Raw genomic sequence first — 13,267 nt, 5'->3', positions numbered from 1 at the left:
GAAATGCTTGCCTTCTTTTTGCTTGCGGATAAGAGAAGCACATGAGGAAGGAAACATTCCCCCCTCTTCGACTTTCATGCGGTGGAATGGAACACAGCTACCCGCCAGTTTGGACTTTGCATCGAATTCGAGGACGTTTTCTCGTAATAATGGTGCGTTCCACGCGCAATTGGCGCCGTTTCTCGTCCATTTCTTGCGTTACTCGCGAGTTTGGCCGCTTTACTCGCCAATTCGGCACTTTTACTCGCCAATTTAACGACTTTACTCGCCAGTTTCAGGCTTTTACTCGCGAGTTTGGGTTTTGCATCGAATTCGAGGACGTTTTCTCGTAATAATGGTGCGTTCCACGCGCAATTGGCGCCGTTTCTCGTCCATTTCTTGCGTTACTCGCGAGTTTGGCCGCTTTACTCGCCAATTCGGCACTTTTACTCGCCAATTTAACGACTTTACTCGCCAGTTTCAGGCTTTTACTCGCGAGTTTGGACTTTGCATCGAATTTGAGGCCGTTTTCTCATAAAAATGGTGCGTTATACACGCAATTGGCGCCGTTTCTCGTCCATTTCTTGCGTTACTCGCGAGTTTGGCCGCTTTTCTCGCCAATTCGGCACTTTTACTCGCCAATTTAACGACTTTACTCGCCAGTTTGGACTTTGCATCGAATTCGAGGACGTTTTCTCGTAATAATGGTGCGTTATACACGCAATTGGCGCCGTTTCTCGTCCATTTCTTGCGTTACTCGCGAGTTTGGGTTTTGCCTGGAATTTGAGACCCTCTTCATTTACACGCAGAGTCGGCACCGTCACAAGGAAGTGCCTAGAGTGATAGCCTTTATTGCCGCTAGAAATGTTATAATATATAAGAATTGGATTTAATTAGCACGAAAGACTTCGGAGGTGAACATCATTAATAAAATCCATTTATCGCTTATTATATCCTTTGTCTCCTTATTTCTTGTGGCTTGTGAGGAAGATCAGTCAAAATCGCGCAATACCCTTTCAGTCCCTAAGCTGACGGCAAGGGAGCAGGCCATTCTCGCCAATACGAGTGAAAACGCCATGCTGATTGATTTCAATGTTGATGATACATACAAGGAATTGTCTGTCTGGGTCGAAAAATATGAAGCTGGTAACCTTGTCGAAGCTGAAAAAGGAGGCATGACGGCAGAGATTGAAAAGAATGGGACAATCATTTTTACGACATCAAAAACGGATGACCAACAAGATCTCTCGATGTTCAATATCACGATTCAAAACGAAGGCGGCACAAGTACAGCCACTTACCCTGAAAAAATCGAGATGAAGGCTGCCAGAGTATCGGGCAGTATAGATAAAATTGACCTGAAAAATACGAGCAAGCCTGTATTGGCGAGTATTTGTTATTCAAGCAATCAAGGAGGGACGAGCTCGCTTTCCACGGACTTTTATCATGATATGGATAACCATATTGACGAATTAAAAGCATATGATGTCGTCTACCTCCTAAGAAGTGAATTCACAAAATAAGCTACCAATGATCGTCCTGCTCACAAACTGAAAGATACAGCCTGTTGGAGGATACCCGAAAAAGCAGCCATCGCTTGGATGGCTGCTTTTCGGCACTTCTTCATATAAAGCTTCATTAACTAAAACGAGAAACACCAAATCAGACATCCTGATAGAAAATCCGGGAAAATGTCTGTAAAAATCAACAGGCAATCGCAGATTTCGCTTATCCGAAAACGCGGTAAGGGATCCAATTAAGATCGCTTATCTTATAGATTACTATTACCTTCAAGGTACAGCATCCAATAGCAGATCACCGTCATTTGATATATAGCCATCTTTTCCCGTTTTATCGATATAGACGTTATAGCCCTTTTTCAGGTTAAGCACGATTGGCTTTTTCACTTTTTCACCGATTTCCCATTGGATCGTTTGCAAGCTTTCGGTTTGCGTTTCATCTTTTATATCGACAAACACTCGAATTTTATCGCTTGTTCTTGCTAGTAGATAATTTCCCGCTGGTATCTCTGTACCGACCACATAATGCCCAGGATCTTTCATGATGAGTTTTTGATCTTTTTTCACGACTTTTTTAAATTCAGAAGGCTTGAATTCAAATTCCCCTTTAATTGAAAATTTTTCATTCATATATGAGGGCTCTGCATGCAGTACAGCATTTTTGTGCATTTTTTCACCAGCAAATACCGCTTCATTATCAAGGGCTTTCAGATCATAATAACCTTGATCAATATCCCTCCCGACAACGATGTTTTGTGATTTTAATACCTTATAGGAAGCTGCATTATTTTCTGTATTTCTTTTAGCGGCATTCATCTCTGAAGGAACAATATACACTTTATAAATAAGGAATCCGCTTATTAATACGAGTAAGGTTAACGCGGCTATGGTTTTATTTAGAGTCAAGGACTATGCCTCCATTTTCCATCTTTATATATATATCGGCCAAGGCTTCCAGGTCCTGTTTATGATGGCTTGTCAACAGGATGAGTGCGCCGCGCTCTTTTTCTTCCTTCAAAATCTGATAAACGAGCGTAACTCCTTCTTCGTCAATCGCATTGGTCGGTTCATCCAATAACAAGATGTCCGGTTTTTCAAATATCGCTTGAGCTACGCTTAGACGCTGCTTCATTCCTAACGAAAATTTCCCAACCTTCATGTTTGATTCCGGATCAAGGCCGACTCTTTTTATATTCGCTTTAATATCTTCATCCGTGGCGATGTTCCTGATCTTCGCTAATATTTTCAGATTCATATGAGCATTATACTGGTGCAGCAGTGAAGTGTTTTCAATAATGACACTCATGTTAGCGGGAAAGGAAATATCCTTATGAAGGACTTTCCCGTCAATTGAAATCTCTCCTGAGCTTGGCATGAGCAAGCCTGCCATCGCTCTAAGCAGCATCGTTTTACCGGAGCCATTCCTTCCATATAACCCATAAATGTTCCCGCCGTTAAACTCATAATTGATATCATGCAAAAGTGTTTTTTTCCTTATCTTTTTATGTAAAGAGCTAATTCGTATTGTCGTCATTGTGCACCTCGTTAAATTAAATCGATTTTCTTTAATCGTCCATATGTTAAAACAGTTAAAATGATCGTCATTAGAGTTAAAACGATATAAGCCTGTACTGGTGATATTCCACCCGTTTCAAGGACATCACTTCTTACATACATCCCGAAATTGGGAACCAAAAAATATAATATCCATGTTAGCTTTTGTGTAGATAACAGAACTCCGCCCAATGTAACCGAAAAAAGCACATAAACGTTAACTAGCAATAAAGCTACTTCCTCCGTAGCATGCAGCTCGAGTGCCATTTGAATGAAAATCAAAACAAAATTGGACATCATATAAAGACCCGCTATCCAAAAGAATGAATGGACATCATCATAAAAAAAAGCCTGATCCTCATTAGTTATATAAGCGAATATGATCGAGACAAAAAATTGGATGATAGATAATCCAGATATAAGAATCAGTAAGTTACCGATCCTTCTAAATCCAAGCTTCACCCTGCTTTTTTCCCTGATCATCAGGTAGACTCCATAACCGGAAATATACTTCCGCATATAACCGAGCGATAAAAAACTCAAGCCAGCAAAAAACATATACCATGTTCCGAGCAAAACAAATTTATTACTGATCGGAACTCCGCTAACGATCATATATCCCGTAAGATCGGCAATTGAGCCATCAAAATGATCAAATAATAAAATTTGCAACAAAATGACAATCAACATCGTTAAGAAGATTCGTTTAGTCATCGGAAGCACCAGCCATGAAATCTTTTTTCTCGATCGCAAATAGCCCGAGTAAAACCATCACGAAAGATAGCGTTAGCTCTTTTCCTAACAAAATCAACGATTGATATTCGGAAATTCCGCTGCTTAAAAAAGGATCGATTATATTGGCATCACTGGCAGGGCCCCATGCCAGATTCAGCTGACTCTTCAGCACATATAAAAGAAAACAGATACAAAAAGTAGCTGCCATCGCCATGATGGTATTGGAATAATCAAAAATGAAATAATAAAGCAGGCCAATCGAGAAATAGATACATGTCAATAATGCTAGATTAAGAAGAGATAGTTTCCAAAAATCAGAAGAGATAAAATGAAATCGATCGAATAGGTAAACAGCTGTGAAGTGTATCAATAGTATACTGAACGCAAAGATGAACGAACTTATAAAAACTTGGATCGTCCGTCTCCGATACAGTTCGATTCTTGAATTTAAGCGAACGATCATGTGCGGATGCTCATCTTCAATGAAAAAACGATAAAATAGTAACAAAGGAATCATATAGGTGATCAGTAAATTTTTAACCGAGAGATAGCCTTCCACACTTGCACTTACATCAATGATCAATGGATACGCTGGGTCCAGTTGCTTGATTTTTAAATAATGAATATTATAGGTCATCCATAAGCATCCGAATAAAAAACAGAGCAGTAGGGTTATATACACTTTTTTTTGCTTAGATTTCATCACTTTTCACCTTATACAGAAACCCGGCCGTGATGATTGCTAAAAACAGGAGGGTCGATCTAAAGAAAATCAACACGAAGGCTCCCAAGGTCACTTCGTTAAACGGCTGGATGATCATGGCCAATGAATAATTCAGTCCTAAAATTTGTGAAAACCAAATAACAAAGCTTAACGGATACGTATACTTTATATCCGGGAAACACCAGCTAAGAACAGTCGCCATCCCTGCGCATAAGCTCGTGTAAAATCCAAAAATGATAATATAAACGACATTGGTGACAGCCGGCATTTTATTATTGAGTGTATAGATAGGATTTTCCGGGGATAAATCTGGTGACAACCCTTTGTTAAAATCACCATTCATGAACACCAAATAAACAATGAGCATATTTAGCAGCAAGCAACCAACCATTACTATAAAGGCAAACGACATATTACCGAGTAACATCGTTTTATAATAAGCATATCGCCCCTTTTTGGTCGCTGCGATATATCGGTAGCCTGTTTTATAGTCTTGGATATAGCTGTCGGCGCACAAAATCAATAGAAAAACGGGCAAAAACCAGATTAGTAGAATTTGCATCATGTGACCTAGTGAACTTGACTGCAAAAAGGTCGCTAGATGGGGCATGAGCCATGATTCTGAAAAGTTTCCGCTCAAGATAAAGATATCAATAATGACAATCGCCATTATGCATAACACGATGAGCTTTGTTTTTTTGTTATGTGTTAATCGAAAATAATAACTATTCATTTTGTCTCCCTTTATAAGACCACCTTGAATCAACGATCATCCAAGGTGGCTTTACCTGATTATTTATTATATTCCGTGGTGTAAAAAGTCTTATACTGTCCAGGTAATATTCTCCCTGTTTCCTCATCCCAATATCCTGATACGGAAAAGGTGCTAGAACTTGCAGTATTATTTTCTGCCGTTAGTCTTACATTAGCGGCATTCGCACCCCAATCTCCTTTAATATAGTAATTCCGCCCACTTTTAGAATCTTTATTTCCAGCCTTCACATCCACTGCAGGAGATACGTTCGTACCATTGCTTTTCTCGAGCCAATACGTCGTATACGTATTCGTCCCTTCACCTGATTTATACATTCTCACCTTCCATGTATTCCGTTCATTAGTCGTTTGACGATACTTTGTACCTGTGTACGAATTTTTTTGGTCCTTCAAAATTGTAAATGAATAATCCATATTCTCATTCCCAGCTTCAACCGAAAGCGTTCCTAATCCAATCGAGCAAGCTAAAATGGTCCCTAATGCTATTATCCTTACTTTTTTCATGTTATTTCCTCCTGATATTTGGTAAAAATGATTTCGTTTTCTCCTTTTCTTTGGCACTTGACATTGTAATGAATGTTCTTTCGCTCATCTCCTTTTATCTGGTACAGATTCATCATACTGGAAAAGGGAGGAAATGAAGTTCCAATATTAAAACGAGACATCCCTTATTTGGAACACTGCATGGAAAAATGCTTTCTTACTGACCCCATGTACCGCCCGTTTGAAGGTGTGATGCGGCGGTACCGTATGCTTTAGTTGGCTGGGAGATATATAAATGAGGAGACATCTATCACTTTTGCGACGATGTTAAAAGGGGAGAGGGGGCGTTCTGATACGAATACTAAAACTCAATTAGCGATTCCATTTTAGTAGCCTGTTTTATAGTCTTGAATATAGCCGTCGGCGAACAGAATCAATAGAAAAATCGGCAAAAAACCAGATTACTATTCATTTTGTCTCCCTTTATAAAGCCACCTTGAAATAACGGTCATCCAAGGTGGATTCACCTGATTATTTATTGTATTCCGTGGTGTAATATGTTTTATACTGTCCAGGTAACATTCTCCCTGTTTCCTCATCCCAGTATCCAGATACGGAAAAGGTGCTCGAACTTACATTATTATTTTCTGCCGTTAACCTTACATTAGCGGCATTCGCACCCCAGTTTCCTTTAATATAGTAATTCCGCCCACTTTTTGAATCTTTATTGCCAGCCTTCACATCCACTGCAGGAGATACGTTCGTGCCATCGCTTTTCTCGAGCCAATACGTCGTATACGTATTCGTCCCTTCACCTGATTTATACATTCTCACCTTCCATGTATTCCGTTCATTAGTCGTTTGACGATACTTTGTACTTCTAGATTCGTTGCCTTGATTTTTTTTTATCTTAAAGGTATATCCAGAATTTTCATTGCCAGCCTCAACTGATAGTGTTCCTAACCCAATCGAGCAAGCTAAAATGGTCCCTACTGCTATTACTCTTCCTTTTTTCATGTTTTTTCCTCCTGGTATGAAATAAGTGCATTTTCTTGGCGCCTGCCATTGTAGTCACTGCAACAATTTTTTGATGGTTTTTCCATACATGTTCTTTCGCTTATCTCCTTTTTCCGGTAAAGATTCATCATACTGGATAAAAGGAGGAGGTGAAGTTCCAATAATAAAATGGGAAATACCATATTTGAAATGCTTCATGGAATCATGCTTGATTACGCTTCTTCCAATCCATTCTCATAGCACACTTTTTTTCCATAACAAAAAAAGGCCGTTTAACATATACGTTAAACGGCCTTCGGTTATTACTATTTGGATTTTTTCACGGTTGCTTTTGTTGCTTTTCCCGTATTGCCCGCTTTGTCTTTTGCTGAGACATATAACACGGATCCTGCTTTTTGCTTGCTGATTTTGGCGGAGTAGTTGCCCTTTTTATCAGCGGTTGCCGTGCCGATGTTTTTATTGCTGTGTTTCACGGTAATTGTTGAACCCGCTTCCGCTTTACCCGTTACTTTTGTTGCTTTGTCGTTCACTTCATTCACTTTCGGGGCGGATGGTGCGGTTTTATCTTTCACGGTTGCTTTTGTTGCTTTTCCAGTATTGCCCGCTTTGTCTTTTGCTGAGACATATAGCACGGATCCTGCTTTTTGCTTGCTGATTTTGGCGGAGTAGTTGCCCTTTTTATCAGCGGTTGCCGTGCCGATGTTTTTATTGCTATGTTTCACGATAATTGTTGAACCCGCTTCCGCTTTACCGGTTACTTTGGTGGTGATGTCGCTTACTTCATTCACTTTCGGTGCATCCGGGGCGGTTTTATCGAGAACCGTCACCGTTGCTGCCTTGCTTTCCCGTTTTGCCAAATCCGTTGCCGTGACGGAAAGCTTGGAGCCAGCCTTTTGTTTGCTGATTTTCACGCTGAAATTCCCTTTGCTGTCCGTGTTTGCTGAGCCAATCACTTTTTTGGCACTGTTTTTGACCGTGATTTTCACCTCGGCTTGCGATTGTCCCGTAACATACACATCTTTGTCGCTGACAGGTTTAACAGTTGGCTTAGCAGGGGCTGTACCCTTGTTCACGAATACTTTGATTGAAGAAGTTGCCAGTTTGGCAGAATCAGAGATATTCACAGTCAGCATCTGCTCCGCTTTTTGAGCCGGAATCTTGATTGCGTACGTTCCGTTAGCTGCCGCCGTTGCTTTACCTAGCGATTTACTTCCGTTCTTCACTTCAATTGCCGAACCTTTTTTAGCCGTTCCAGTCAGGGTTGATTTATTATCGAATACAGGGTTGACCTTTGCTTGTAAATCCACAGCACTTAGTGCACTGTACGCATTCAATCTTCCGTATCCTGATACTAAATCTTTACCGACAGGCAGCTCCTCTTGAGGAAGGATGATTTCTCCATCCTCCGGTTCATAGTCCTCATAAGGATCTACATTATCTTCTTCTTCGAATTTCACATATTCGGAGGTATCATGAAGGATTTGCCTTACTTCATTCACCTTCAATCCAGGGTTTGCGGATAATAACAGCGCTGTAGCTGCCGCAACATGCGGAGCTGCCATCGACGTACCATCCATATACGTAACGTTTCCATTAGGGACAAGGCTCGGAATGGCTGTCCCAGGAGCGACCATGTCCAATTGGAATCCATAATTGGAATAATCGGATACTAAATCCAGGGCATTGGTTGCACCGACGGAAATCGCATATTTGGATGATGCCGGATAAGATAGAGCTTCCATCCCATCGTTACCGCTCGCCACGATAACCATTACATTTTTTGCGGCCGCATCCTTCAAGGCATATTCGATCGTCCTGCTGTATTCTCCGCCCAAGCTAAGATTTATTACCTTGGCACCCTTATCGACGGCATATTTGATGCCCAGTGCAATTTTCTCGTTATCTCCATAGCCTGAAGAATCAAGGACCTTAACAGGCAGGATTTTTGCTAATGGATTGATTCCTTGCATCGAATATCCGTTATCCGCTTTGGCAGCGATGATGCCGGATACATGTGTTCCATGGCCATTGTCATCGATGGCATTGCCTTTTTTATCGATGAAATTCTTGCCTAAGTCCATGCGGACACGATCTTGCAAATCGGCCAGTGAATCATCGACACCCGTGTCGACGACCGCCACTAATGTTTCCTTTAAATTACGTTTTTTAATCAAGGCTTGCAGTTTTTCATTATCGATATCTGCGCCCTTGACCCCTTCATCTCCACCGGCATTATTCAACGACCATTGATACGGTGACTGGATGTCGGCTGATAGGGCTTTATACGTTTTGACTGGTTCGATAAATTCCACTTCTGAATATTTACCGATGGTTGATAGAGCTGACGCGCTCATTTTAGCTTGGTTCGTTAATTCGACAACATACATATCATCAAACATCGGCTCTTGCTTCTCGGGTGTCGACAATTTTCCATATCCATTTCCGCTAACCTTGGATTGGAAGGAGCTTAATGACTTCCCAGGTTTAAGTTTGACGATGTATTTGTTTTTTGTATTTTTTGAAGCAGGAAGCTCGATTCCCGCTTTGCTTGCGATATCGACGACCTTCTCACCTGCAAGCTTATCCAGATTGACCTTGCTTGCAAAGCCATTCATATCTTTCTTCAATAAAGCTGGGGCGACGTCTTCCGATTTGGTGAATAATGCTTTGATTGCATCTTGCTGTTTGTTACTGATGACTGCGGTGCTGCTTGCTCCGTTTTCATTCAGATCTTCGATTAGCGGCTTGATTTCCACTAAATGATCATAAACGGCTTCCCTGGCTTTTTTATTGCTGGCCAGATGGTAAGCAAGGAAAGGTGATGCCTTATAGTATAAAGAAGAAAGGCTGCGTCCTTCAGACGATTTCGTGAGAACCTCATCCCTGAATACGCGGAGCGTTTTCAACAAGGCTTCGCCCGTTTTCTTGTCGTTCGCACTCACTTCGACCGGACATTCTTCAAGTCCCATCCCTTCATCGCCAGCGGATGGCGGCAATGTCACCGAATGGGCATTGATGGAGTATTCAGCTTCGTTTTTGGCATCGGGGATGGGCTTTCCTTCATCATCCGTTTCGCCGAAGTATTCAACTTTCACATAATACGTTCCTTCCCAAGCATAGGGGAAATCAATGACGGCCTTTTCATCGGGATAAGAAGAATACCAATAATCGCTCTCATCCTTTTCTGCTTTTTCCTTATTTTGATAGACGGAAATATTCAGGATTTTATCCGAGCTGACCTCGAACTCAACATGGGAAAACTTTTGAATTTCTTCTGCTGTCGGGTTGATTTGATACCATTGAACATCAGGTTTATCGAACTTCCCGTCCAATGTATCTCCATTTTTAATCGTTTTGACATTTTCAATGGATGCAGTTGCAGCATGTGAATTTTGCGGAACCATCAAACTGAAAATCAAGGCAAAAATAAGTACAAACGCTGTCAATCTACTAACATGGCTAAGTTTCACGCTTTTACCTCCAATATCTGGTTAAAAAAATATAGTACTATACCAAATTATCACACTAACAGATTTAATCAACCAATTTTTTCCCTTTTCTTTGGAAAATGTTGATATAAGTGAGCATCAGACCGAAAAATGATTCCCATGTACCAAGCAAGCGAGATAATTGGAAACCATTGGAGAACTTCTGATGATTTTATATGAAAACAGGCGCCATCAAATAAGACTTAAGTCCTGCTTCGTCCACTCAAAAAAAGCTGCCCCAGCATGAACTCATGCGGAGCAGCTTTCCTTCGATCCCTTTAATTTGCGACGATATTAACCAATTTGCCAGGTACGGCAATGACTTTGCGAATCGTTTTCCCATCGATTTGTTCCTTGATGGAGTCATCGCCCATCGCGATTTCTTCCAGTTTTTCTTTCGTGGTGTCAGTTGGCACCATTAATTTCGTTTTGACTTTTCCGTTGATTTGGATGACGATTTCGACTTCGTTATCCACTAGCTTCGCTTCATCGAAGGCCGGCCATGTTCCGTATGTGATGCTCTCGGTGTGCCCTAGTTTGGACCAAAGCTCTTCGGCAATATGCGGTGCAACCGGTGCAAGCAGTTTGACGAAGCCCTCAACATATACGTTAGGAAGCGAATCCGCTTTATACGCGTCATTGATGAATACCATCAATTGTGAAATCGCCGTATTGAATTTCAATTCCTCGTAGTTCTCAGTCACTTTTTTAGCCGTTTGATGATAGACCTTCTCAAGCTTGCCCGTGTCATCCGTCTCGGTCAGCTTATCCGTTAACGTTCCGTCCTCGTTGACCAATAAACGCCAGATACGGTCGAGGAACCTGCGCGAACCATCCAGTCCGTTTGTCGACCAGGCAATCGAGGCATCCAATGGACCCATGAACATTTCGTACATGCGAAGTGTGTCGGCACCATGGCTTTCCACGATATCATCAGGATTCACGACGTTTCCTTTTGATTTACTCATTTTTTCATTATTCTCGCCAAGAATCATTCCTTGGTTGAATAGGTTTTGGAACGGCTCCTTCGTTGGCACGACGCCGATATCGTACAAGAATTTATGCCAGAAGCGCGCGTAGAGCAAGTGAAGCACCGCATGCTCGGCACCGCCAATATAAATGTCGACCGGCATCCATTCTTTCAATTTTTCAGGATCTGCCAAAGCTTCCTTGTTGTCCGGGTCGATATAGCGAAGGAAGTACCAGCTGCTGCCTGCCCATTGCGGCATCGTGTTTGTCTCGCGGCGGCCTTTCCGTCCGTTTCCATCCGTTACGTTCACCCATTCCGCAATGTTCGCAAGTGGAGATTCGCCAGTGCCCGAAGGCTTGATGTCTGTCGTTTTCGGTAAGATCAACGGAAGTTCCTCTTCCTTCAATGCAGACATCGTCCCATCTTCCCAATGGATGATCGGAATCGGTTCACCCCAGTAACGCTGACGGCTGAATAACCAATCGCGAAGGCGGTAGGTTATTTTCTTCGTACCGATTTCTTTTTCTTCCAGCCATTTGATCATGGCTGAAATGCCCTCTTCTTTATTCATTCCATCAAGGAAATCCGAATTGACATGAAGGCCATCGCCTGTATAGGCTTCACTCGTGACATCCCCGCCAGCGACGACTTCCTTGATCGGTAAATCAAACTTGACAGCAAACTCATAATCACGTTCATCATGGGCAGGAACCGCCATGATCGCTCCGGTTCCGTAGCTGATCAGCACGTAGTCGGCAATCCAGATCGGCATTTTTTCGCCGTTTACCGGATTAATCGCATAAGCACCCGTGAAAACGCCTGTTTTATCTTTAGCCAAGTCCGTACGTTCCAAATCGCTTTTATGCTTGACTTCATCCAAATAAGCTTCCACTGCACCTTTTTGCTCAGCCGTCGTAATTTTCCCGACAAAGGGATGTTCAGGAGCCAATACGGCATATGTTGCCCCGAATAATGTATCCGGACGGGTCGTGAACACCGTGAACGTATCTTGGTGACCATCGATATGGAAGGTAACCTCCGCACCCTCGGAACGGCCAATCCAGTTACGCTGCATATCCTTGATGTTTTCCGGCCAATCCACATCATTCAAGTCATCGATTAAACGGTCTGCATAGGCTGTGATGCGAAGCATCCATTGCTTCATCGGACGGCGCTCGACCGGATGGCCGCCCCGCTCACTTTTTCCATCGATGACTTCTTCGTTCGCCAAGACCGTTCCAAGTGCAGGACACCAGTTAACCGCCACTTCGTCAATATAAGCGAGGCCTTTTTCATATAATTTCAAGAAGATCCATTGCGTCCATTTATAATAATCCGGATCCGTCGTATTGATTTCACGATCCCAGTCATAAGAAAAACCAAGCGCCTTGATTTGGCGGCGGAACGTGTTGATGTTGTGCTCCGTGAATACCGCTGGGTCATTTCCCGTATCGATCGCATATTGCTCTGCCGGAAGTCCGAAGGCATCCCAGCCAATCGGATGCAACACATTATACCCTTGAGCGCGCTTCATCCTGGCCAAAATATCGCTTGCCGTGTAGCCTTCCGGGTGTCCTACATGAAGGCCTGCCCCCGAAGGATATGGGAACATATCAAGTGCGTAGAACTTGCGCTTGCCGCTTTCTTCACCCGTCTTGAATGTCTTGTTGCCCTCCCAGTACTGCTGCCATTTCGTCTCTATGCTTCTATGGTCAAAACTCATTTGATTTTCCTCCTAATTTCCGTATGAAAAACAATAAAAAACCCCTCATCCCAAAATAGGGACGAGAGGATTATGTATATCTTCCCGCGGTACCACCCACATTGGCGATAGCTAAAATCCGCCCAGCTTGAATCATCCGTAACGCGGATTCGTTCGTCAGGCATTACTTTTACCCTTCACACCTGAAACTCCAAGGCGAGTTCACGAACATCCCAGGTTGACTTGCACCACCCGTCAACTCTCTATACTGGAATAAAATCGCTACTGTTCCTCATCATAGTCTTTATGAGAATATTGGAT

The 13,267-nt window shown here is 42.4% G+C and carries 13 protein-coding genes and 1 other annotated feature; of the genes, 1 reads left to right on the top strand and 12 read right to left on the bottom strand.

The genetic code is table 11. The features are described 5' to 3' along the window. Window positions 1-74: 74 nt before the first annotated feature. From QNI08_RS19385 to QNI08_RS19375, 3 genes are read right to left on the bottom strand one after another with little or no spacing between them, the layout of a single operon-like run. On the bottom strand, window positions 75-272 hold the full coding sequence (locus tag QNI08_RS19385) for a hypothetical protein (protein WP_285769075.1): 198 nt from the start codon (window positions 270-272) through the stop codon (window positions 75-77). Between the two features lie 2 nt (window positions 273-274). Further along, window positions 275-457 carry a hypothetical protein gene (locus tag QNI08_RS19380; RefSeq protein WP_285769074.1) on the bottom strand — a complete coding sequence of 61 codons (183 nt, stop codon included), beginning with the start codon at window positions 455-457 and terminating at the stop codon, window positions 275-277. Between the two features lie 2 nt (window positions 458-459). Further along, window positions 460-699 carry a hypothetical protein gene (locus QNI08_RS19375; protein WP_285769022.1) on the bottom strand — a complete coding sequence of 80 codons (240 nt, stop codon included), beginning with the start codon at window positions 697-699 and terminating at the stop codon, window positions 460-462. Window positions 700-893: 194 nt separating this feature from the next. Between QNI08_RS19375 and QNI08_RS19370 the strand changes: the two genes are divergently transcribed. After that, window positions 894-1,502 carry a hypothetical protein gene (locus tag QNI08_RS19370; protein ID WP_285769021.1) on the top strand — a complete coding sequence of 203 codons (609 nt, stop codon included), beginning with the start codon at window positions 894-896 and terminating at the stop codon, window positions 1,500-1,502. Between the two features lie 267 nt (window positions 1,503-1,769). Here QNI08_RS19370 and QNI08_RS19365 read toward each other — a convergent pair whose 3' ends face one another. The 9 genes from QNI08_RS19365 to leuS form a co-directional block, all read right to left on the bottom strand. Continuing rightward, on the bottom strand, window positions 1,770-2,405 hold the full coding sequence (locus QNI08_RS19365; RefSeq protein ID WP_285769020.1) for a hypothetical protein: 636 nt from the start codon (window positions 2,403-2,405) through the stop codon (window positions 1,770-1,772). Beyond that, complete coding sequence (locus tag QNI08_RS19360) at window positions 2,392-3,033, bottom strand: ATP-binding cassette domain-containing protein (protein ID WP_285769019.1); 642 nt, start codon at window positions 3,031-3,033, stop codon at window positions 2,392-2,394. The genes QNI08_RS19365 and QNI08_RS19360 overlap by 14 nt, the downstream gene beginning before the upstream one ends. Before the next feature lie 11 nt (window positions 3,034-3,044). After that, window positions 3,045-3,767 (bottom strand): DUF2705 family protein, encoded by a 723-nt coding sequence (locus tag QNI08_RS19355; protein ID WP_285769018.1) that lies wholly within the window; start codon window positions 3,765-3,767, stop codon window positions 3,045-3,047. Continuing rightward, a complete protein-coding gene (locus tag QNI08_RS19350) occupies window positions 3,760-4,491 on the bottom strand; it encodes a WxPxxD family membrane protein (protein WP_285769017.1) in 732 nt (243 codons plus the stop codon). Before QNI08_RS19350 ends, QNI08_RS19355 begins: the two co-directional genes overlap by 8 nt. Then, window positions 4,481-5,245 carry a DUF2705 family protein gene (locus QNI08_RS19345; protein WP_285769016.1) on the bottom strand — a complete coding sequence of 255 codons (765 nt, stop codon included), beginning with the start codon at window positions 5,243-5,245 and terminating at the stop codon, window positions 4,481-4,483. The genes QNI08_RS19350 and QNI08_RS19345 overlap by 11 nt, the downstream gene beginning before the upstream one ends. Before the next feature lie 59 nt (window positions 5,246-5,304). Then, window positions 5,305-5,790: a DUF2712 domain-containing protein gene (locus tag QNI08_RS19340; RefSeq protein WP_285769015.1), complete on the bottom strand. Its 486-nt coding sequence runs from the start codon at window positions 5,788-5,790 to the stop codon at window positions 5,305-5,307. Window positions 5,791-6,300: 510 nt separating this feature from the next. Then, complete coding sequence (locus QNI08_RS19335; RefSeq protein ID WP_285769014.1) at window positions 6,301-6,786, bottom strand: DUF2712 domain-containing protein; 486 nt, start codon at window positions 6,784-6,786, stop codon at window positions 6,301-6,303. A gap of 305 nt (window positions 6,787-7,091) precedes the next feature. Next, window positions 7,092-10,256 carry an Ig-like domain-containing protein gene (locus tag QNI08_RS19330; RefSeq protein WP_285769013.1) on the bottom strand — a complete coding sequence of 1,055 codons (3,165 nt, stop codon included), beginning with the start codon at window positions 10,254-10,256 and terminating at the stop codon, window positions 7,092-7,094. A 296-nt stretch (window positions 10,257-10,552) separates the two neighbouring features. Further along, the gene (gene leuS / locus QNI08_RS19325) at window positions 10,553-12,967 is read right to left on the bottom strand and encodes a leucine--tRNA ligase (RefSeq protein ID WP_285769012.1); all 2,415 of its coding nucleotides are present in this window, start codon (window positions 12,965-12,967) and stop codon (window positions 10,553-10,555) included. 54 nt (window positions 12,968-13,021) lie between these two features. After that, window positions 13,022-13,254: a binding site (T-box leader), on the bottom strand. Window positions 13,255-13,267 lie beyond the last annotated feature (13 nt).

This window comes from Peribacillus folii, assembly GCF_030271255.1.
Taxonomy (GTDB): Bacteria; Bacillota; Bacilli; order Bacillales; family DSM-1321; genus Peribacillus.
The sequence above is the reverse complement of the archived record's forward strand: the minus strand, read 5'-3'. Positions and strand labels throughout refer to the sequence as shown.